The sequence below is a fragment of the Maribacter algarum (ex Zhang et al. 2020) genome (assembly GCF_005885635.1).
GTDB classification, from domain to species: Bacteria; Bacteroidota; Bacteroidia; order Flavobacteriales; family Flavobacteriaceae; genus Maribacter_C; species Maribacter_C algarum.
In genome coordinates this window covers 217748-240255 of the sequence record NZ_VATY01000001.1, presented here as the reverse complement: position 1 = coordinate 240255, position 22508 = coordinate 217748, and the positions used below count along the sequence as shown (strand labels likewise).

The 22508-nt window shown below is 37.1% G+C and carries 17 protein-coding genes; 13 read left to right on the top strand and 4 right to left on the bottom strand.

Going from position 1 to position 22508, the window contains the following annotated elements:
• From FEE95_RS01035 to FEE95_RS22415, 3 genes are all read left to right on the top strand, one after another.
• Entirely contained in the window at positions 1 to 1728 is a 1728-nt protein-coding gene (locus FEE95_RS01035; protein WP_138655978.1) for a SulP family inorganic anion transporter, read from the top strand.
• Positions 1729 to 1787: 59 nt separating this feature from the next.
• Positions 1788 to 3197 (top strand): MBL fold metallo-hydrolase, encoded by a 1410-nt coding sequence (locus tag FEE95_RS01030; RefSeq protein ID WP_138655977.1) that lies wholly within the window; start codon positions 1788 to 1790, stop codon positions 3195 to 3197.
• Positions 3198 to 3342: 145 nt separating this feature from the next.
• On the top strand, positions 3343 to 3471 hold the full coding sequence (locus tag FEE95_RS22415) for a hypothetical protein (RefSeq protein WP_262710870.1): 129 nt from the start codon (positions 3343 to 3345) through the stop codon (positions 3469 to 3471).
• Positions 3472 to 3923: 452 nt separating this feature from the next.
• On the opposite strand, the gene FEE95_RS01020 is transcribed toward FEE95_RS22415, so the two are convergent.
• Positions 3924 to 5306 carry an exonuclease domain-containing protein gene (locus FEE95_RS01020; protein WP_138655975.1) on the bottom strand — a complete coding sequence of 461 codons (1383 nt, stop codon included), beginning with the start codon at positions 5304 to 5306 and terminating at the stop codon, positions 3924 to 3926.
• A 215-nt stretch (positions 5307 to 5521) separates the two neighbouring features.
• On the opposite strand from FEE95_RS01020, the gene FEE95_RS01015 reads away from it, so the two are divergent.
• From FEE95_RS01015 to FEE95_RS01000, 4 genes are all read left to right on the top strand, one after another.
• Positions 5522 to 7066, top strand: coding sequence for a DUF4832 domain-containing protein (locus tag FEE95_RS01015; protein ID WP_138655973.1), 1545 nt, complete (start codon positions 5522 to 5524; stop codon positions 7064 to 7066).
• 80 nt (positions 7067 to 7146) lie between these two features.
• Positions 7147 to 8739 carry a sulfatase family protein gene (locus FEE95_RS01010; RefSeq protein ID WP_138655971.1) on the top strand — a complete coding sequence of 531 codons (1593 nt, stop codon included), beginning with the start codon at positions 7147 to 7149 and terminating at the stop codon, positions 8737 to 8739.
• A 16-nt stretch (positions 8740 to 8755) separates the two neighbouring features.
• The gene (locus FEE95_RS01005) at positions 8756 to 10300 is read left to right on the top strand and encodes a sulfatase (protein WP_138655969.1); all 1545 of its coding nucleotides are present in this window, start codon (positions 8756 to 8758) and stop codon (positions 10298 to 10300) included.
• On the top strand, positions 10290 to 12374 hold the full coding sequence (locus FEE95_RS01000; RefSeq protein WP_138655968.1) for an alpha-L-fucosidase: 2085 nt from the start codon (positions 10290 to 10292) through the stop codon (positions 12372 to 12374). The genes FEE95_RS01005 and FEE95_RS01000 overlap by 11 nt, the downstream gene beginning before the upstream one ends.
• 464 nt (positions 12375 to 12838) lie before the next feature.
• Here FEE95_RS01000 and FEE95_RS00995 read toward each other — a convergent pair whose 3' ends face one another.
• Both FEE95_RS00995 and FEE95_RS00990 read right to left on the bottom strand, forming a co-directional pair.
• A complete protein-coding gene (locus tag FEE95_RS00995; protein WP_138655966.1) occupies positions 12839 to 14713 on the bottom strand; it encodes a CHAT domain-containing protein in 1875 nt (624 codons plus the stop codon).
• A 5-nt stretch (positions 14714 to 14718) separates the two neighbouring features.
• Positions 14719 to 15471, bottom strand: coding sequence for a hypothetical protein (locus FEE95_RS00990; RefSeq protein ID WP_138655964.1), 753 nt, complete (start codon positions 15469 to 15471; stop codon positions 14719 to 14721).
• A gap of 303 nt (positions 15472 to 15774) precedes the next feature.
• Between FEE95_RS00990 and FEE95_RS00985 the strand changes: the two genes are divergently transcribed.
• Genes FEE95_RS00985 through FEE95_RS00970 form a run of 4 tightly spaced genes read left to right on the top strand, consistent with a single transcriptional unit; the run spans position 15775 to position 19636 of the window.
• Positions 15775 to 16443: a TIR domain-containing protein gene (locus FEE95_RS00985; protein ID WP_138655963.1), complete on the top strand. Its 669-nt coding sequence runs from the start codon at positions 15775 to 15777 to the stop codon at positions 16441 to 16443.
• Positions 16440 to 17153 (top strand): pYEATS domain-containing protein, encoded by a 714-nt coding sequence (locus FEE95_RS00980; protein ID WP_138655962.1) that lies wholly within the window; start codon positions 16440 to 16442, stop codon positions 17151 to 17153. Before FEE95_RS00985 ends, FEE95_RS00980 begins: the two co-directional genes overlap by 4 nt.
• 1 nt (position 17154) lies before the next feature.
• Complete coding sequence (locus FEE95_RS00975) at positions 17155 to 18489, top strand: TRAFs-binding domain-containing protein (RefSeq protein WP_138655961.1); 1335 nt, start codon at positions 17155 to 17157, stop codon at positions 18487 to 18489.
• Between the two features lie 16 nt (positions 18490 to 18505).
• A complete protein-coding gene (locus FEE95_RS00970; RefSeq protein ID WP_138655959.1) occupies positions 18506 to 19636 on the top strand; it encodes a patatin-like phospholipase family protein in 1131 nt (376 codons plus the stop codon).
• Positions 19637 to 19849: 213 nt separating this feature from the next.
• Here the strand turns inward: FEE95_RS00970 and FEE95_RS22050 are convergent, their stop codons facing one another.
• Positions 19850 to 20011 carry a hypothetical protein gene (locus FEE95_RS22050; protein ID WP_171036951.1) on the bottom strand — a complete coding sequence of 54 codons (162 nt, stop codon included), beginning with the start codon at positions 20009 to 20011 and terminating at the stop codon, positions 19850 to 19852.
• A 256-nt stretch (positions 20012 to 20267) separates the two neighbouring features.
• Here FEE95_RS22050 and FEE95_RS00965 point away from each other — a divergent pair, with 256 nt between their 5' ends.
• Together FEE95_RS00965 and FEE95_RS00960 are read left to right on the top strand one after the other, a co-directional pair.
• Positions 20268 to 21524, top strand: a complete 1257-nt coding sequence (locus FEE95_RS00965) for a DUF4062 domain-containing protein (protein WP_138655958.1) — start codon at positions 20268 to 20270, stop codon at positions 21522 to 21524.
• An 8-nt stretch (positions 21525 to 21532) separates the two neighbouring features.
• Positions 21533 to 22483, top strand: a complete 951-nt coding sequence (locus FEE95_RS00960; protein WP_138655957.1) for an AAA family ATPase — start codon at positions 21533 to 21535, stop codon at positions 22481 to 22483.
• The last annotated feature ends 25 nt before the right edge of the window (positions 22484 to 22508 follow it).

Genomic DNA, 22508 nt, shown 5'->3' with positions numbered 1-22508 from the left:
ATGCAAAAATTCTTTCCATTTCTGCAATGGCTGACCAACTATCGTAAAACTGATTTCTCCAAAGATTTGGTTGCGGGACTTACCGTGGGAATTGTTTTGATTCCGCAAGGCATGGCCTATGCCATGATTGCTGGTCTTCCTCCAGTTTATGGACTCTACGCCTCCATTTTTCCATTGTTGGTCTATCTATTTCTAGGTACTTCAAAAAACGTAGGTGTTGGCCCAGTGGCAATGGACTCCCTTTTGGTAGCAGCGGGTCTCGGAGCATTGGCGATTACTGGAGTTGAGAATTATATTGCCATGGCTATTTTCTTGGCCTTTATGGTCGGTGCAATTCAGTTGTTTTTGGGCATAAGCCGAATGGGATTTTTGGTCAACTTTTTGTCTAAACCAGTAATTAGTGGTTTTACTTCTGCAGCAGCTTTGATAATAATTTTCAGCCAATTAAAGCACTTAATTGGTGCAGATATTGAACGGAGTAATAAGTTTCACCAGTTGATTTTAAATGCCTTTGAAAAAGTATCTGATACGAATATTGCAGATTTTGCCATCGGCCTGGTTGGAATTTTGATTATTGTAGGCTTAAAGAAATGGAGTAAAAAGATTCCGTCTATTTTGCTAGTTGTCATATTGGGGATTCTTGCTGTTTATTTCTTGAATCTAGAAGATTACGGAGTTAAAATTGTGGGAACAATCCCAACGGGACTACCTAGTTTTAAAGTCCCAAATATGAGCTTGGAAAGTGCCCTGAGCATCTGGCCAATAGCATTGACTTTGGCGTTAGTAGGTTATTTGGAGACTATATCCATAGGAAAAGCACTGGAGGAAAAAGAAGGGGTAGAAACTATCGATGCCAACCAAGAATTGGTAGCCTTAGGCACCTCGAATATTGTGGGTTCTTTTTTTCAATCCTACGGATCTACAGCAAGTTTTTCACGTTCGGCCATCAACTATGAATCGGGCGTGAAAACTAATTTGGCAGCTATTTTTGCCGTCTTGTTGGTTGTATTAACCTTGCTTTTTTTAACGCCTTTGTTTTACTATTTACCCAATGCGGTTTTGGCCAGTATCATTATGGTTTCCGTTTTTAGTCTCATTGACTTTGCATACGCCAAAAACCTTTGGTACAATCGCAAAGATGAGTTTGTAATCCTCCTAGTTACCTTTTTGATTACTTTGTTCATAGGCATTCCACAAGGGATATTAATAGGGGTGTTATTCTCACTACTATTGATGGTCTATCGTACTTCAAACCCTCATTTTGCAGTTCTGGGCAATATTGAAGGCTCAGAGTATTACAAGAACATAAATCGTTTTGGGGATGAGGTTATTATAAGGGATGATTTGTTGATTGTTCGTTTTGATGCCCAACTTTACTTCGGTAATGCCGGATTTTTCAAACGACAACTTTTTAAAGAGATTTCCGGAAAAGGGAGTACACTTAAAGGGGTCATATTGAATGCCGAAGCAATTAATTATATTGATAGTTCAGCTGCCCAAATGCTGACTAAGGTTATTAAGGAAATCCATGAAAGAGGTTTACATTTTTCTGTTGCCGGAGCCATTGGCCCCACCCGAGATATTATTTTTAGCAGCGGTATCATAAAAGAATTGGGAAAAGAACACCTCTTTGTAAAAACCAAGGATGCAGTGGCTCATTTTGATGACCCCAATTGTATTTCTGCTTTACAAGGGAAAGTGGCGAATCAAAACAGAACCCTAAAGTGACTAATGTCACATTCAATCCATCTGATTAGTCTTATTTTTGTAGTAATAAATGTTGAGTTATGAATATAGAACAAATATATACCGGATGTCTTGCCCAAGGCGCATACTATATTGAAAGTAATGGAGAGGTTGCCATTATCGACCCCCTTCGTGAAGTACGGCCTTATTTGGATCGCGCAGAACGCGATAATGCCAAAATCAAATATATTTTTGAAACCCATTTTCATGCGGATTTCGTTAGTGGTCACGTGACCCTTTCAAAGCAGAGTGGCGCACCAATTGTTTATGGGCCAAATGCGAATCCTTCTTTTGAAACTATCATAGCTGAAGATGGGCAGGAATTCAAATTGGGTGATTTGACCATAAAAGTTATACATACACCTGGCCATACGATGGAGAGCACCACATATCTCTTAAAAGATGCCGACGGTAAAGATCATGCTATTTTCTCTGGAGACACTTTGTTCTTAGGTGATGTTGGTAGACCTGATCTGGCACAGAAAGCCGCTGATATGACTCAGGAAGATTTAGCAGGAATTCTTTATGACAGTTTACGTACCAAGATTATGCCTTTGGCGGATGATATTATTGTTTATCCTGCTCATGGAGCAGGTTCGGCCTGTGGCAAGAATATGATGAAAGAAACGGTTGATACCCTCGGGAATCAAAAGCAGATGAACTATGCTTTACGCGCTGATATGACGAAAGAGGAGTTTGTAAAAGAAGTTACTGACGGACTTTTACCTCCGCCAAAATATTTTCCATTGAATGTAAAAATGAACAAAGAAGGATATGAAGATATTGCTGATGTACTAGATAGAGGCAACACGGCCCTCACGCCAAATGAGTTTGAAGTTGCAGCAAATGAAACAGGTGCCTTGGTATTAGATGTGCGTCACCAAAATGAATTTGTAAAAGGACATGTTCCACGCTCCATTTTTATTGGTCTTAACGGAGATTTTGCTCCATGGGTAGGTGCTTTGATAGCGGATGTAAAACAAGCCATTTTATTGGTCACTCCAGAAGGAAAAGAAGAAGAAACCATTACGCGTTTATCGAGAGTAGGTTTTGATGATACCATAGGTTATCTCAAAGGAGGTTTCGAAGCATGGACGAATGCTGGAAAAGAATTCGACACTATTACCTCATTACCAGCTGAAGAAGTAACACCAAAAATCAATGCAAAAGAAGTTCCGGTTTTTGATGTCCGAAAAGAAGGAGAGTATCAGTCCGAATATGTTGTAAATGCAAATCATGCACCTTTAAGTTTGTTGAACGAACACCTCGCAGAATTCCCAAAGGATGAAATCTTTTACGTGCATTGTGCTGGAGGTTACAGATCAGTCATAGCGGCTTCTATTTTAAAGAGTAGGGGCTATCACAACTTAATTGATATCGCCGGTGGTTTCGGTGCTTTGAAGAAGGCTGGGGCTGAAGTGACCGATTGGGTTTGTCCTTCTACATTGTAGAGTTTTAAAACTACAATATTTTTGAAACGCTTTTCTTGTTTACAAGGAAGGCGTTTTTCTTTGAAAACAGTAGCGACTCATGAGATAAGTCATGTTTTATACGTCCTAAACCCGGTAATTTAGAGATATTAAATCCATCCGAGTTATGAGTAATTTGATCCTTCCATTAGTAGATTGGAGCAATGGTATAATCATGATAGGGGTCTTCGCCGCAGTAGTTGCCTTGCTAATATTAGTTTTATTGAGCCTGATGAATAGCGGAAAGAAGAGCTAATCTATGCTACTATGAACTATACAAGTATCTATTTGGGACTTGTTCTTTATATTAATTGCAGTTTTTAACCTGTAATTACGAGAAATCCGCAGATGTTAAAGAAAACTTAATTTTTGCTAGTTTTCCGCTCCTTAAAACCTTATATTTAATAAGAATTACTTTACGCTGAATGATTAAAAATTTTATTAAGCGCATAGGACCAATGAATTGTCTGATGTTATTGATAGTCCTGTCGATTATCGTGTTTTCAGAATATTTGTTCCTAAGCGGAAAGAAGTTAGATGCAATTTTTGTTGCATTTTGGGCCCCCACCATACTAGGTTTCATGAACTACCTAAAGTATAAGAAGTAATGGATTTGATTTTGACGTATTCCATTTTTGTCGGTGCCATGTTTACTATCTGGCTTGTATTTATTATACGCATGTATAAAAAACTAAATGACTAATAGAACTAGAGAATAGGAGCTGTAATAAAGAATTTTTCTTTCTCCGGATTTTTTATAAGATACGATTGTACAATGCGCTGAGTTTCAAGCGTATTTTTTTTGCGAATTAAAAAAGTATCAAGGTCTTCATACGAATGTATGGTTTCTTCTTTTTGCACGAATCCGTACCCGGCATACCTACCATTTTCTATCCAAATAAAAGCTTGTTCCTCTATAGACCTGCCTTTTTCCTGAACTACAAAATTTTGGTTTTGGCCTTTTAATTCTTCGATGGCATTTAGAACCTTGGAATTATAATCGCTAATTTCTTCCTTTCCCCTACAAATACCATTGCAATTTGTAATGTCGTAATGTGAGCAATGTTCAACTCCCTCTTGAAGATGACAGTATTTAGGGCAAAGTGCAAAGGTTTTACATATTTCTTGAATTGCAGCACGACAATCGGTAGTACTGTAAAAAATAGTTATTGGGTTTGGCACCGACTTCAACTTATTATGCGCTAAATGTAGAATCCCATTTCTATCCTCATAAGAGAAAATCGCATATTGTTGAATGGTCCGTTTTTGTGCTCTGTTATAGTGCGGATAGTGATGCTTGATGGCGTCGGATTCCATAAGTAATGCAACCAGCTCACTCCCCGAAAGCTCAAAATCGATATCGGCCGTTTCTTGGCACATTTGTATCTCCTTGGTGGATTTATCATAGAAATGGCTCAATACCCGTTTTTTGATATTGATAGCCTTACCCACATAGATTATAACACCTTTTGAATTTTTAAAATAGTAGATACCTGGCGCTTGCGGAAGCCTTTCGTAAACATCTCTAGATAAAGCTGGTGGTAGTGTAGCTTCTTGTGAACGTGCATTTAAGAAGGTTTTGAAGACCGCTTGAGCACCGTCTTCCCGTAAGAGTCTTTGAAACAATAGGGTAGTGGCATGAGCATCACCTCGAGCTCGATGCCTATCCGTCAAAGGAATTCCCAAAGCAGAACAAAGCTTTCCTAAGCTATAGGAGTTGTAACCAGGAATCAATTTACGAGACAAGCGAACCGTGCATAGTTTCTTTCGAACAAATTCCTTCCCTATATTCTTGAACTCATTTTTGATGACGTTGTAGTCAAAATTGACGCTATGAGCGACGAAAATGGTGTCTTTGGTGATTTCTAGAATTTGGTCCGTAATTTCATCAATGGTTGGGGCATCACGAACCATTTGATTATCGATGCCGGTCAAACCGGTTATAAAATAGGGAATCTCACATTCTGGGTTTACCAAAGAAGAGTATTCCTCAATAATCTCATAACCATCATATTTAAAAATGGCTATTTCGGTTATTTTGTTTCCTTTAATACCGTTTCCGGTCGTTTCTATATCAACAATGGTATACAATAGTGCAGATTAATCGCTGTGGAGGATAAAGATAGTTTCTTTTTGGAAATCTGTAAAAATGAGCTAAACCCAAAGCTCGGGTAAAGTATTTTGTTTTTCAATTTTGAATTGAAAAAGCATGGATGAATTGTATTTTATTGCAAAATAGAACAAACAATTTTGTAACCTTGTAAGCTAGTACCTTGGTAAATACTTACTATTGAAAACACTATTAGATGAAGTATTCTAGTATCCTTTATGCTCTGTTTGCATTTCTATTGCTTTGGAACTGTAAAAAGGAGAATCCCGTACCAATAGTGCCTGATACTGATACCATGGTAAATGATGAGGTGGTCATTACTTATAGGGCTGATGACTCAGACTTTCCAAATCCTGATCGCGGGTTTTATCGTTATACAAGTACGAGAGCGAGCAATTATGACCAATTAAATGAAACGATATTGGATTCATACAAGGGACCTTTGACCTCCTTCGGTGCCAACTACAGCACGGTATCAACTTTGATTTTTAGATATTTCATCTTAGATGATTTTATTGATAGTCCGATTTCTCAAGATTTTCTAACTAAAATGCAAGAAGACTTCAACAAAATTAGAAGAACAGGGATGAAGATAATACCACGGTTTGTTTATACGGTTGATACGCAAAGTGGCGATTGCCCCGAAGGAGACATTTGTCCTCCTTACGGAGATGCTCCGAAAAATATTGTCCTCCAGCACATTCAACAACTGGGACCTTATCTCTCTGATAATGCCGACATAATTACCTGCTTGCAAATGGGATTTATCGGAATCTGGGGTGAAAACTTCTATACCGACCATTTTGGTGGGTTTGATGAAAATGGTGTTGATATTGCCCTCACCGATACCAATTGGGAAGATCGCATAGAGGTGCTGGCTGCATTATTGAATGAGCTACCTGATGATATGATGGTGCAGGTGCGCTACCCGCAGCTCAAGCAGCGCTACCTGAATGGTGTTAATGCGCCAACATCCACACCTCCAATATCTGAAGAAATTGCCTTCGGACCTTCTGAAGCAGCTCGAATAGCTTTTCATAACGACTGTCTCCTTGCCAGTGAAAGTGATAATGGCACCTATGTAGATTTTGGGAATTCGTCTTCGCCAGAAAAAAGTGATATTGCGGTTTTAAGAAATTATCAAAGTCAAGAGGGTCAGTTTGTAATCATTGGTGGAGAAACTTGTGATGACACTTATAGTCCGCAAAATGATTGTTCTCCTTTGGGAGTAGCAGATCAAGAATTGCGAGAACACCATTATACTTTTCTAAACGCTGATTTTAACCATGACGTAAATAATGATTGGCAAGATGGCGGTTGTATGGACGATATTAAGAAAAACCTGGGTTATCGTTTTGCCTTGGAAAAGGGCACCTATCCTTCTGAAGTGACTAAAGGAGAAATAATGAAGTTGACGATTGATATTAAGAACTCGGGTTATGCTACGCCGGTTCGTTGGCGTGATGTCAAACTCATATTAAGAAATTCTTCAGATGGTAGAGTTTTTAGTTTTCCTTTTTCTACGGATATCCGTCGTTGGTATACCTCGGCTAGCTTAGTAGGGGCTTTTGCCATCCCTTCAAATGTACCAACCGGAAATTATGAACTCTTTTTGCACTTGGCAGATTCGTACGAAAGGATTGCATCTATACCAGAATACAGCATTCGACTAGCTAATGAAGATGTTTGGGAAGAATCTACTGGCTATAATAAACTTGGGCATACCATCGAGGTGAAGTAGCCTTCTGTTTTTCGAGGATATCAAATTAAATACTATTTCAAATTGCTTATTTTTAAGGATGTTCTACAACAGCTAGCTCCATGAGGATAAAAGCATTTTACATTGTTTGCCTTATACTGTCAAATCTATTATCTATTTCCTGTGGCGAAAAGAAGGTTGCGCCAGTTGCGGAAAAGAAACTGCCCAATATCATCTATATATTGGCTGATGATTTAGGCTATGGTGATATCAGCTCGTTTAATCCCGGGGGAAAAATAAATACTCCCAATATTGATAAACTGGCTCAAGAGGGAATGAAATTTACAGATGCCCATAGTCCTTCAGCAGTTTGCAGCCCAACTCGTTATGGTATTATTACAGGTAGATATAGCTGGCGCAGTGAATTGAAAAATGGAGTCTTGACTGGAAAGTCCAAAGCCTTAATTCCAAAAAGTAGAACTACTGTTGCCTCTCTGTTAAAGGGAGCTGGTTATCAAACAGCCTTTATTGGCAAGTGGCATTTAGGATGGGATTGGGCTCAAAAAGACAGTACCAACTTTGGTGCAGAAGGTTGGAACCCTGAGGATTTTGACAACCTTGATTTTACCAAGCCGATTACCAACACTCCAAATGATTTGGGATTTGATTATGCCTATGGCCACTCAGGTTCTTTAGATATGGCGCCGTATGTTTATGTTGAAAACGGGAAGAGCACTGCAGAAGTTGACCATATTACAGAAGATACAGGAGATTATACTTGGTGGAGAAAAGGACCTACTGCGGCTGATTTTGTTCATGATGATGTCACCCCAAATTTTTTCAGAAAGTCGATGAATTATATCAAAGAGAAATCAAAAGGAGAGACTCCTTTCTTCTTATATCTTGCTTTGCCTTCGCCACATACTCCAATTTTACCAACCGAAGAATGGCTTGGAAAGAGTGGATTGAATCCGTATGCTGATTTTATGCTCATGATTGATGATTATGTGGGGCAGTTAACTAAAACGCTAGAAGAGCAGGGCTTGGATGAAAATACCCTGCTCATCTTCACCAGTGATAATGGTTGTTCCCCTGAAGCTAATTTTGAATTATTGGAAGAGAAAGGGCATGATCCTAGTGGGATTTTCCGAGGACATAAAGCTGATATTTATGAGGGTGGTCATCGTGTTCCTTTTCTAATGAAATGGCCGGGAAAAATACGACCCAATTCAGTTTCGAACGAAACCATTTGCCATACGGATTTAATGGCTACCTGCGCAGATATTGTGGGTGTAGATCTCAAGGAAACAGAGGGAGAGGATAGTTTTTCACTCCTTCCTATTCTCGATAAAGGTGATAGTACAGGTTATAAGCGAGAAGCTACGGTACACCATTCTATAAACGGAAGTTTTTCTATTCGGAAAGAAAATTACAAGTTGATTCTTTGTCCAGGTTCGGGCGGATGGAGTTATCCCAGACCAGGTACAGATGACTTATCGGTATTTCCGAAATTTCAATTGTATGATTTAAAAGTAGATCCCTCTGAAGAGAATAACCTATTTGAGAAGTATCCGGATAAGACAAATGAATTGGCAGTTCTAATGAAGGTTTATATTGAAAATGGACGAAGTACTCCTGGAACGAAGCAAACCAACGCGTCCTTGCATTTGAATGGAAAAGAATGGCATCAAATAGAACCTATTTTATCCCATTAAAAAGTTCAGAAAGAAAATGAGAAAGCTAAAACTATTTTTTACCGGTGTTGTGCTGATTTTTGTTTCCTGTCAATCTGAAGAGATTGAGGAAGTTCCACCAAATATTATCCTCTTTTTAGTTGATGATATGGGCTGGCAAGATACCTCGGTTCCTTTTTGGACGGAACGAACGCCTTACAATGATTTGTACCATACCCCAAATATGGAGCGATTAGCGAAAGAAGGGATGAAATTTACCCAAGCTTATGCCACTCCAGTTTGCTCACCAACACGAGTAAGTTTGATGACCGGTATGAATGCCGCCCGTCACAGAGTCACCAATTGGACCCTTCGAAAAGATTCTATTCAACCTATGGAGAAAAATCATGAAGCATTAACCTTCCCGGAATGGAATGTAAATGGGTTGAGTCCTGTTGGAGGAGATTCAAAAGCCGTTCATGCAATGCCACTAGCACAAGCTTTGCACGATGTAGGCTATTTTACAGTTCATTCTGGTAAGGCACATCTAGGGGCTGTTGGTACGCCTGGAGAAGATCCCTTGAAATTAGGCTTTGATATCAATATTGCGGGACACGCAGCTGGAGCACCAGAAAGTTATTTGGGTACGGAAAACTTTGGAAACGGAAAAGAAGGGAAAGAAGTTTGGGCCGTACCGGGATTAGAGAAATACCACGGAAAAGACATTTATTTAACGGAAGCAATTACTCAAGAAGCCCTTACGGCTTTGGATTCAGCAGTTACAGGGCAGCAACCTTTCTTTTTATATATGTCGCATTACGCCATTCACACACCCATAATGGAGGACAAGCGTTACTTTCAAAAGTATTTGGAAAAGGGAATAGACTCCACTGAGGCCAAATATGCTTCTATGATTGAAGGTATGGACAAAAGCCTTGGAGATATCATGAACTATGTGGAAAGAAAAAATATAGAAGACAATACTATCATTTTGTTCATGTCAGATAATGGTGGATTAAGTGCGCATGCCAGAGCAGGAGAGCCACATACTCATAATGCACCATTGTCAAGCGGAAAAGGTTCTATGCGAGAAGGTGGTATTCGTGAACCGATGTTGGTCAAATGGCCAGAGGTTGTCGAGAAAGAGTCGATATCAAAGCGTCAAGTAATAATTGAGGACTTTTATCCTTCCATTCTCGAAATGGCGGGAATCGATAGTTTGCAAACTATACAAAAAATAGATGGACAAAGCTTTGTTTCGGTTTTAAAGGGCGAGACTTATAATGGTGTTCGGCCTTTGTTTTGGCATTATCCAAATGAATGGGGTCCCTCGGGCCCAGGAATTGGTGCGGCAAGTACCGTACGAAAAGGCGATTGGAAATTGATTTATTATCACGCGGACCGAAGTATGGAGCTTTTCAATTTGAAAGATGATATTGGAGAAACGAAGAATTTAACTGAGTTAAATCCGGAGAAATTAAAGGAATTGGCTACTACCTTATCCGATTATCTTAAGGGAGTGAATGCACAAATGCCGATAGATAAAGAAACAGGGGAGGTTGTCGAGTATCCGATACAAATATTAACCACTAATGAAGAGTAGTATTTGTTTCTTATTGCTATTGGTTTTGGCTGGATGCATACAAGTTGAACCACCAGAACCTATTGGTCCAATTCCCTCCGAAAGACATTTAGCGTGGCATGAAATGCAATATTACGCCTTCATCCATTTCAACATGAATACATTTACCGATATGGAGTGGGGTACAGGCGGTGAAAAACCAGAACAGTTTAATCCCACAGAGTTAGATGCCCGACAATGGGCACGCGTTGCCAAGGATGCCGGAATGAAAGGCATTATCATCACGGCAAAGCATCATGATGGATTTTGTCTTTGGCCTACTAAGACTACGGAACATTCGGTTAAAAATTCCCCATGGAAAGATGGTAAAGGGGACTTATTAAAAGATTTATCGGAAGCATGTAAAGAATACGGACTCAAATTAGGAATCTACCTTTCTCCATGGGATAGAAATGCAGGAAATTATGGAGAACCAGATTATGTATCTGATTTTCATGAACAACTTCGGGAATTGTTGACCAATTATGGAGAAATATTCGAAGTTTGGTTTGATGGAGCAAACGGTGGTTCCGGATATTATGGTGGGGCTAACGAAACCCGAAAAATAGATAACAAAACTTATTATCAATGGGATAAAACCACAGCTATAGTTCGTGAATTACAACCCAATGCTGTCATTTTTAGTGATGGAGGGCCTGATATTCGTTGGGTAGGTACAGAGGAGGGTTGGGCCAATGAAACCAACTGGAGTATCATGCGACGTGATGAGATTTATCCGGGATGGCCTAGGTATGTAGAATTACGTTCGGGTCATGAAGATGGCACACATTGGCTGCCGGCAGAAGTGAATACGTCAATACGACCAGGTTGGTATTATCACCCAAGGGAAGACCATCAAGTGAAAACATTGCCGCGGCTTGTACAAACTTATTATGAATCCATTGGAAGAAATGGGAATTTTTTGCTGAATCTTCCAGTAGATAATCGCGGATTGGTTCATGAGAATGATGAAAGGCAATTACGCGGTTTAAAAAAACAAGTTGACGCTGATTTCAAATCTGAATTGGGTCGTGGTGCAAAAGTTACGGCTTCAGATGTGCGGGGAGGTAGTAATACATATGGGGCGTTTAATGTAAAAGATGAAAATAATGAAACCTATTGGTCGACAAATGATGGTATTACTGTAGGAAGTTTAACTTTTGAATTCAAGTCGGCAACTGAAATAAATCGAGTACTTCTTCAAGAATATATCCCTTTGGGGCAGCGCGTAAAGATGTTTTCTATTGAAGCCGAAGTCAACGGTAAATGGATTGAGGTGGATACGCAAACCACCGTTGGGTATAAACGTATTTTGAGATTTGATACGGTAGAAGCAACCAAAATAAGAGTAAACTTTCTAAAATCTAAAGGTTCGCTTGCAATTTCAAATGTAGAACTGTATCGAGCTCCGAATTTCTTGGTGGAACCAACAATTCAACGAAATAAGGATGGTTTGGTAACACTTTCCGTTCCTGATGAATCGGTTGAAATTTTTTATACTTTGGATGGAAGCGAACCCTCGAATTCATCGCAAAAGTATACCAAACCCTTTATGATAGACAAACCAACTACTGTCAAGGTAATTAGTTATGACAAAGACTCTGGGAAGCAAACAAAGTCTATCAGTAGTGATTTGGACATTCCTAAAAAAGATTGGAAAGTTGTTCATGCTACCTCAGGAAATCTTGAAGAAGCAAGGCGTTTGATTGATGAAAACCCCAAAACGTTCTGGGCAACTTCAAAAAGTGTATCAAGTCGACAAGAAGTTGTAATCGATTTAGGTGATACCTATACTTTGAAAGGATTTACTTATTGGCCTATTCAAGAGCGGTATCCATTTGGAATAATTAAATTTTATGGATTTGCCGTGAGTAAAGATGGTAAAACTTGGGAATCATTAGGAAAGGGAGAGTTTTCAAACATTGTGAATAGCCGCTTAGAGCAAAGAGTAGAATTCCCTAAAAAACAAGGGCGATTTATTAAATTACAAGCTTTGACTGTGGACGGAGAAGATATGCAAGCGTCTTTTGGTGAAGTCGGTGTGATTACCGAATGACTACTTCCGCAAATTAAAACCCAGCATGAAAGTCCATAATTCTTTTAATAAAAAATATGGTAAAGGAGAGAATCACACAACTAATCGCAGCTAGCGTATTTTCGTTATTCAACTGTTTTTTCAGGTTTAGTAGGATTACCTTCATGTCTTTGTGATTTCTTGGGCAAAGCTCTATTTAAAACGCTCTTTGTTGAAAAATAGTCTGTGAAATAACAGTTCTATTAGTTTAAAGGAATGACTACCGCTATTTAACGAGATGTGGTGAGTTTGGTCGAGTATTGTTTTTGGGATACCATGACTTTACCTGCAGTCAATAATTCTTCCAAGCACAGGAGTATACCGCTAAGTTTTACGCAGCTGCCCTAGAGCTAAACCCGACAATTTTTCTAGTACAGTTCTCGCCATCCATTGGTGTGATACATAAATTTCTAGGTTATGGACTTTTAACTTCAAAAATAGCTGGTTCAACTACTTAAGGCATTAATCAATTCATTCAAAAAAGGACTTTTATCTGCCAAACATACTTTGGGTATTTTAAAATTGGGACCTGCCCACCATTTTAGATAGCGCTCTATTTGTACTATAGTAGAATTAATATGTTCATTCTTTCCTTGTTTTTTTGCATTTGTCATGAGTTTATGCGCAAAATCTAGAATATCCTTCTCACCTTTTTCATTGGAAGTGGGTCGAGCTAGAAGATAAAGCTCGATTAAGGTGCCATAAGGCCAAGTGACAGAGGTTTTGGCTTTATTGATTTCTTCACGCGCCGCGCCTCGCGCCGCATACCAATAATCCATATCATCTTCATCCAATGCCCCTAAAAGTATAGTCTTTAAACTCAAGTACTGAACAATGCTCCAATGGTGAGAACGGTTACAATCCGCCGCTTTTTTGTACCATTTTTTTGCTTCTCGTAAATATTCCAATTGTTTATCCCATGTATCGCTACTTTGAAAGTTTCCCTCCATAAACTCAACTTCAGCTAAGCGCTTATAAGAACTTCCCATTAAGCCCGCATATTCTAAAAATTCTTTTTCTTGAGACTTTTCTTCTTCTATTTTGTTTGCTTCTAAACCCAAATCCCTGATTGACTCGTTTATCTGAAACTTTACCTTTATAAAATCATCTTCAGATAAAACCCCTTTATTTTTACCGTCCCTAATGCTATTAAGGATGGAAAGTTGGCATTTGGTTTTATGGTTTAAAAGCTCATATTGATATGTTATAGGTAGATTTACATAAGTTACTAAACTAATCCAATCATGGCTGTCCTGATGAGGCTTGTTGTTATACAAATTAGTTCTTATTTCCATTAGTATCTCACGAATATCATCACCTCGAAATAATCGATTGTAAAGAATTTTGGAAATCATATTAGACCCATCCATTGATAGGGGAAACTGTGAACCTATTACGATAGGTACCCCGACATTGAAAGTAACCTGTAAAGGGTTTTTATCTGGCAGAACGCCGTTTGTAAAATTAGCACCATCACATATCATATAGTTTACTAAATAAGGCAGGTTTTTTGGGCTCAAGTCTTCAAAAATCGATTTAATCTCCACGGCCGATGTAGATTTGTAATTTTCGGGGTCATCTATTTCAGTATTGAAAGCTATGCCATATTCAAAATCACCAGGGTTATTCCTATCTATCCTTAGAAGTCCATGCGCCAAAAGATGTATGTGTGTGTATGGCTTATTATTCTCACCTTCTTCGAGAATTTTGTTTTTGAATTCAAGAAATGTTGGATTTTCTAAAACAGTCAGTTGTTTGGAACCACCTCTATTATTTAGCGCATAGTTAAAGGACCCCAAGTGATTCTTGTGGGGTACTTCTTTGAATCGAATGCCAGTTTTGCTATAAGAAGGAGTAACATAGGCGAACAAGACTCTAGGAGTCTCGGGTATATTATGATTTAAATCCGTAGCTCTGCGATCGTTTCGAGTAAGAATACGCCCTCCTCCAGGTTTTGAAATAAATCTTGGAGAATTATTAACATCAAGTAATAATTCAAAGGGAATTAAAGCTAGTTCAGAGGGGTTCAAGAAAATTTCTAGATGATCTATGTCTTTTTCTACGGAATTGGAATCAATAAAAAAGGGACTTATGGAATCACTTATTTCCTTTATTACAGATAACTTTTTGGATTGAGTGATTCCACTTCCATATCTCAAAGTGTCGCTCAGTTTTTTTGATAGGTTTTTGTGACCTTCTGGTGTCTTAACTTCATCAAGGACACTTTTGTCTCCAATTGAAATGATATATGGTTTTCCTTCAGAAAGAATTCCTGTCTCTAATTTATCAAAACGAAGATATTCTATTTTTTTAGTTTTCATTGGAATCAAAAATCATCCTCAAAATCATCCTCAGAATCAATACCAAAATCATCTTCAATAATTACATTATTCTCTGTTATTTGATCCGCAGCAAGTATATCAATTTCGCTACTTAACCAATTTAATTTGAACAATTTAATCCCAAGAACACCAGATTTTCCTACGGCATCGAAAGTACTGTTATTAGAAGAAGTGAAGCTGACACCGCCTCCAACTTTACCACCATCAATTTGTTGCAAAATATCCGCACTTGCATTAAGTACAAATTCTGACCCAGCCTCACGCGCGCAGACGACTAAGCAGTTGTTGCCTGTATAGGTCCCAAAAACAACTTTATATTTTTTTTTCCAATCAGGTTGTGCAGCGAGAGCATGGGCGACTGATTTTAGATTTTCAATTTGACTCAATAATATTTCATCTGCCTTCAGAACAATTGAATTCTTTTTGCTAAACTCAAATTTTAAAGATGCTTTCGCATTTCCTAAACCAGCAAAAGAACCGACAATATTTCCATCTAAATCAAACTTTAGAGATTTTGTGCCAACTGAGGAAAAATTCACTTTGGTCGGCGGCCCAGGTTTAATATCGAGGACTATATCTGGGTAATCTGTTTTAATATTTCCTACGGGTTCAAATACCCCACCTCTAAAATACCCATAGCTACCCACTTCAATAATGTTGGTAACTGGCATCCAAGCACCATGACTTCTTAATTCTTTCCGTAATGCCTTCTCATAATTTTTAGCTAATCCACTCATGCTTTGTCGTCTTTAAAATTTATAAATAAATATGAACTTCATTTTTGATTCGGTAAATACCAAAAACGTAATATTCTTTAATTAAATTTCGGGGGGGGGAAGTAAATCTTACATTAATATAGGAAAATTACTAAAATAACAATAATTTTTTTTTGTAATCCTTTTGGCGAAAGTACCAAATTAAAGTAACTTAACATTTATTTCAACAGAATACCATAGTAGCCCAATGATTTAGTTTTTCTTCCCCCTAATAAATTAGAGGTATTCCTTAGTAAGTATATTTGAATTTTTAAAAACGAGTTTATGGAAAGTATTTTTCTTTCACATCATTTTGATGATCAAATTGAACCTGTAGTAGAATGTTTTCACAGACTCATTAAAAGTCATGATTTAGAAGTAATCGACGGTAAAAGACTGCAAGGTGAGCTTGTTGAGACTAAGGTGAGAGAACTTATAGTAAGCTCAGATGCGGTTGTGGTTTTTTTGTCCAAAAGAGAAGATGGAAAAACCAATGATTGGGTTAAGCATGAACGCTCTATTGCACAAACGTTAGGTAAACCAATAATTGCAATAATTGAAAAAGGAGTTCTGAATCCGCCTCAATTTAGCGGTTATGAAACCATGGAATATGATTCAAAGAACTTAGTTAAAACCGTACTTGAATTATCGGAAAATATATTTGGTTGGAAAGAAGGATTTGGAAAAAGAATTAAGGCTTCATTGGAACCAGATGAAATCGTCAAAACTGTAATGGAAAATTATGGAAGGGAAAAATTGGTCCAATATCGTTTTTATAGAAAAGGCTCATGGAGTTCTTGGAAAGAGGCTACTATTTTGAGAATGCCAGCGGGTCCAATTTTAGAGATGAATGGAATGACCGAAGATGCATTAGTGGAAATTCAAGTAAAGACACAAAATCAGGTATGGACATCGGAAACTGTAAATTCTAACTTAAGAATAAAGGTGATATGAAATACTCGGAAGAATTTAAAATTGGTCAGAGTTCAGAAAAAGATACAACCATTAAAGACTATTATGGATGGGCTATTTGGATAGAACCCAACTCAAATGAACTCTCCGAGATAGCACATGTTGAATATCTATTACATCCCACTTTTAAGAATAGGTTGAGAACTGTGGAGGACGAGCAAACAGGTTTTAGGTTAGAGTCCAAGGGATGGGGTGAGTTCATGATTGAAATAATTATTTACAAGAAGAATGAGGAACAATTGAAATTATCGCATTGGCTAACACTTGAAGATAACTATACAACGATTGAAGACACCAATGAAAATTCTGATTTAGAAGGAAAAAAAGTATACATATCCTATTCGAAAATAGACAGCAAAATGGCTACGGTTCTTGAGGATTTGTTAGACGATTTAGGAATGGAAGTTACATCAGGATCACATTATCAAGCCGGTGTGCCTATTGAAGAATATATTGAAAATGCAATTTCAGATGCAGATTTGGTTATTAACGTCAACTCAGAAAGACCAACAGCTTGGCATCAATCAGAATTAAGTTTTGCCCAAGAAAAATCAAAAGAGGTTATTTCAATAAATAATATTTTAGACACAGAGAAAGTAAAATCTTCAATGAGTTCAAAAAGTCTTCTAGATGATGATTATATGTCAAAGCTAAAAACATTGGGCAATAATTTGAAGAACTTAAAAAACTGATATGAAACCACTCTGCTTTGTACTCATGCCTTTTGGCATAAAATTAGATAAGTCTGGCCGAGAAGTTGATTTCAACAACATTTATGAGTCCTTAATAAAGAAAGCCATTGAAGAATGTGGAATGGAACCGATAAGGGCAGATGAAGAACTGCTTGGGGGAACAATTCATAAACCAATGTTTGAGCGACTAGTACTTTGTGACTATGCCATAGCCGATCTTACTTCTTTGAATGCAAATGTTTTTTATGAGTTGGGATTAAGACACGCCATCAAGGCACATACTACCATACCCATATTTGCTTTTGATGCTGATTTACCTTTTGATCTTAAAATGCAAAGAACCCTACCTTACCAATTGGATAATCAAGGTAAATTATTAAATATTGACGCTACCAAAAAAACCCTGGTCTCTCATTTAAATGCGTGCAAAGAAGAAAGTAGGGTGGATAGTCCGGTATTTCAATTAATAGAAGGTTGGAAAGTGTCTCATAATTTGGCTCATGAGAAAACAGATATTTTTAGAGAACAGGCCATTTATGAAAATGATATAAAAGAAAAACTTTTTAATGCCCGATTAAAAGGAAAAGAAGAGGTTCTCAAGATGTTTAAAGACTTGCACCCTATAAATCAAAAATCGGTCGGTGTGGTTGTAGATCTTTTTCTGTCTTTAAGGGGTGTAAAAGCCTGGGAAGAGATGATTGCTTGTTACAACGCAATGGATGCCCCATTGAAGAAATCCAAAATGATTCGCGAACAATTGGGATTAGCTTTCAATAGAAATGACGAATCTGAAAAGGCACGAAAAGTACTGGAAGAAATACTTAAAGAATATGGGTCAGATCCTGAGACAAATGGAATTTTAGGTAGAGTTTTTAAAGATTTGTTTGATAAGGCAGAAAAGGACAAGGATGAATTAAGAGCAAAAGGTTACCTAGAAAAGGCCATTAAATGTTACAAAGATGGTTTTGATGCAGACTGGCGTGACGCATATCCAGGCGTTAATTTAGTCACCTTATTGGAAAGAAAAGGAGATGAAAAAATGCTCGAGGAGTATTTGCCGATAGTACAATTTGCCGTTAGACGCAAAATCGAATCTTCCAGCCCTGATTATTGGGACTTGGCTACTTTGAGCGAGTTAAATGTTATTGAAAATGACTACGAAGAAGCATCTAAATTATTATCCGAGGCAATTACTCTAATTCCTCCACAGGAAACTTGGATGTTGGAGACAACCCTAAATAATTTTGAAATAATTGATAAATCAAGGCAGGAAAACGGAATACATGAAAAAGCGTTAGCATCACTGATTTCAGAATTTAAAAAGTATTTAGGCTAAACAATACATATTATTTATGAAAACCTTAGCAGAACATTTAAGTGCCAATAACGGAAAGAAGAGAATACTTTCATTAGATGGAGGTGGAATTCGCGGTGCGTTGACCTTAGGCTATTTGAAAAAAATAGAAAGTATTATTCGCGAAAAGGAGCAGGATGATTCATTGCTTCTATGCGATTATTTTGATTTGATCGGTGGTACTTCAACGGGTTCGATTATTGCTTCAGGCTTAGCTATTGGAAAATCAGTAGATGAGATAACAGAACTTTATTTAGAGCTTGGCGGGAAAATTTTTGGTAAAAAGAGAAGTTGGTGGAAGCCGTGGGAAACGGCTAAATATTTAAAGGCTGAGTATGACTATTCGGCCCTAGAAAAAAGTTTAAAGGATACTTTTGGAGATATTTTATTAGGTGGTCCTGAAATAAGAACTGGACTATGCATTATCGCCAAAAGGGCAGATACAAATAGTACTTGGACGTTAATCAACCACCCTGATGGTAAATTCTACGATTCCGAAATTGGTCGAAACAAAGATATACCTTTATGGCAGGCTGTGCGGGCGAGTAGTGCTGCTCCAACGTATTTCGTACCTCAGCTCATAGATGTAGGAAACAATGAAACCGGTGCCTTTGTTGATGGAGGAGTCAGTATGGCGAACAACCCCTCATTAACACTTTTGATGGTTGCCACGCTCAAAGGTTTTCCTTTTGGTTGGGAAATGGGTGAAGAAAAGCTAGAACTTGTTTCTGTTGGAACAGGATACAGCGTTTTTTCGAAAAAAACGGATGATATTGAAGATAACTGGATTTTAAGTTGGGCAAAAACGGTCCCAGATATGCTGATGCAAGATGCTAGTTGGCAAAATCAAGTTGTATTGCAATGGTTATCTAATTCTCCAACAGCCGACGAAATGGATATGCAAATGAACTCTTTAAAAGGTGACTATATCGGCGGGAAACCACTTTTGAAATATTTAAGATATAACTTTCCTATTACTACCGAAACATTAAATGCATTGGGCATGAATAAAGTTTTTGATGATAAGGATGTAAAAAGTCTAGTAGAAATGAGCAATGCAGAGAACAGATTTGAACTATTGGAGATTGGCAAACGCGATTCAGGAAGAATAAAAAAAGAGCATTTTTAAGAGTATCAGGGGTACAGAGTTAAAAGAAGGAGTTGATATTTTATTAGCTACCTAATTGAACAGCCTTCTCCATAGCATTATAACGTTCTCTCCACCTAACTAGATATCATCAATATGAACCATTTCTTGATCTCCAAATTTCCCTCCCCATAGTATTTTTTTGTAACCATTCTAAAAAGTACTTGATAGGTACAGGCACAAGTGGATATTTGATTAATACACTGAAGTTAGCAAGTAAATCAATGAACTTTCTATGCTGCTAGTTCCTAGATGGATACCAGCGTCATTATTTTGCGAGTCTGCTTCAAGAGCTTTGAGCCGTACCTGTGTTAATTCATGTTTGCCAATACCATGAATAAATGTTATATGTAGCATATCGATTTTTTAAAAGAATGACATGAAAAATTTTTTTATTGAGGGAAATGGAAAAAAGATAAATTATCTTGTAATTGAACCTAGCGACTTGTTCGTTTATCTTTTGCAATCATTATTATTTTTCAGCTGCAAAAATTCTATTGACTTGCTATCGCAACTTAATATAACTTAAACAGATTAATTAGTCTTAAAAAACGGTAAATTGAGTAGTCTTTTTCATCATTTTTATATTTTTAAGCTCGATAGATTTGTTTAGATGCCAAGAAGAAAGGTTTATATATCATCTACCTATATGGATTTAGTGCCGTATCGAAATGCGATCCTCAATATGTTTCAACATAAAGGATTGCAGGCTGAATATGAGGTTGTTTCCATGGAGGGGTATGTTTCTGAAAGTGGAATGAAAGCTCTTGATGTTTGTCTTTCGGATGTGAGGGAAGCTGATATTTATATTTTGATTTTAGCTAAACGATATGGATCTATAGTTGAAGATACCGGAATATCATATACGGAAATGGAGTACAATGAAGCAAAAAGACTTATAGATTCGAATCCACTTTACAAAATATTTGTTTTCTGGAGTGATGATGAGAATGAAAAAGATGATTTTGCGAATACTGAGAACCTAGAAGATCTTGCCTTAGAAAACTTCTACAACAAGGCAAAAGATCAGAATGCCTCTTTTATTCACCCATTCACTACTCCTGATAATTTATGTAAGCAGATATTATTGACTTTTAATCATAATTTTAAAAAGAAAATAAGTGCTAGTGACTATAAAGAATGCTTACTACAAATGGATCGCGTAATCCCCTCTTCAGTATTTAAAAAGAAGTTTAAAAAACGAACAAATTCTTTTTGTTTTGTTTCGGATAATGAGAATAGCCCAAACGATTTCATTAATCGGATTTTTCACGTTGATATAGGGGAAACAGGATATAAAAAGTGTCATATCAGCCTAAGTAAATTGAAAACTTTGGATAAGAGCAAGTTCGAGCTCTTTTTTAACATCTTTATTGAAAAAGCTTGGTCCATTGATACTGATGAATATGTATTTACTGGAAATGAGAGACTTTTTTTAACCATAGAAATTACCGATATAGAAATTCAAAATAATGAAAAATTACACTTATTAGAACAATTGCTTTTAGAGTTTTTACCCACTTTTTTGTTAACCGAAAATAGTAATCCTTCTAGCAATTTATTCTTCATATTTTTTAGCTATGAGGAATATAATATTAGTTTGAATAAGCAATATGAAACATTCATAAGAAATCTTAAAAAGAAATTATCTATTGAAAATTGTCTTTATGATATAGAAGAGTTAGATGATGTTGAGAAAGACGATATAAGGGAATGGTTGAATTCTTTTGTAAATGATAAATTTCTTGAAAATGATGTAGATGACATCTTACGGGAAAATCGACAGAATGCATCAAGAAGGAATTCCTATAAAATGAAAAAAGCTAATGAATTAATAATAAAATGGCTTGACAACCAATATAGAAACTAAACTAAATTATGGAAATAAAGGATGAATTACTTACAGAGGATTACTATAGGCCAAACAAAGATCTTCTGGCGGCTATCAATACTGCCCTATTTTTAAAGCGACCCTTACTTCTTTCTGGTGAACCAGGAACAGGGAAAACAGAATGTGCTAATTTTATAGCCAGACAATTGCAAAAAAGCTTCTCCAATAATTTTAAATCTGACAAAGCTTTACGGTTTAACACAAAATCTGTTTCACAATCTACTGATCTTTTTTATAGTTATGATGCGGTATCCCATTTTGGAGATAAGGAGGGGAAACCAAAAGAAAATTTTATTTCACTTAATTGTTTAGGCGTAGCAATTTTACAAACATTACCTGTGAATGAGAACTGGAATTCATTTCAAAACTATACTTCAGATGTGGTAAATGATGATAGTGGAAGAGGATCTGTTGTATTAATTGACGAAATAGACAAAGCACCTAGAGATTTCCCTAATGATTTATTATCTGAGTTGGAAAAACCGCCATTTAAGTTTACTATCAAAGAGTTAAATGGTTTGGGTTTTATGCAAGATGATGCAAGCCCAATAGTTGTGGTTATAACTAGCAATAGTGAAAAAGGATTACCTGATGCTTTTCTTCGTCGCTGTATTTTCCATCATATTAACTTTCCTTCTCCAGAAGTACTTTTAGAAATTGTTAGGACTAATCTGCAATTAGAAAGTCCTTTTTTCGCTAATGCAATTGATTTATTCATGCACTTGCGAAATATGAACAATATTGGAAAAGCTCCGGCGACCTCTGAACTAATTGATTGGATATGTTGTTTAGAAAAAAATGAACTTTTAGATTCTAATTTAAAAGATTGGAAAAACGCTTCACCAGAATTTCATAACAAAATACGGAACACTTTGGGCATAATAGCAAAAAACAGAGCAGATTTTGAAATTATGAGCAAAGAACTTGGAAAGCGATAAGACAAATACAGATTTTGCTAAAGGC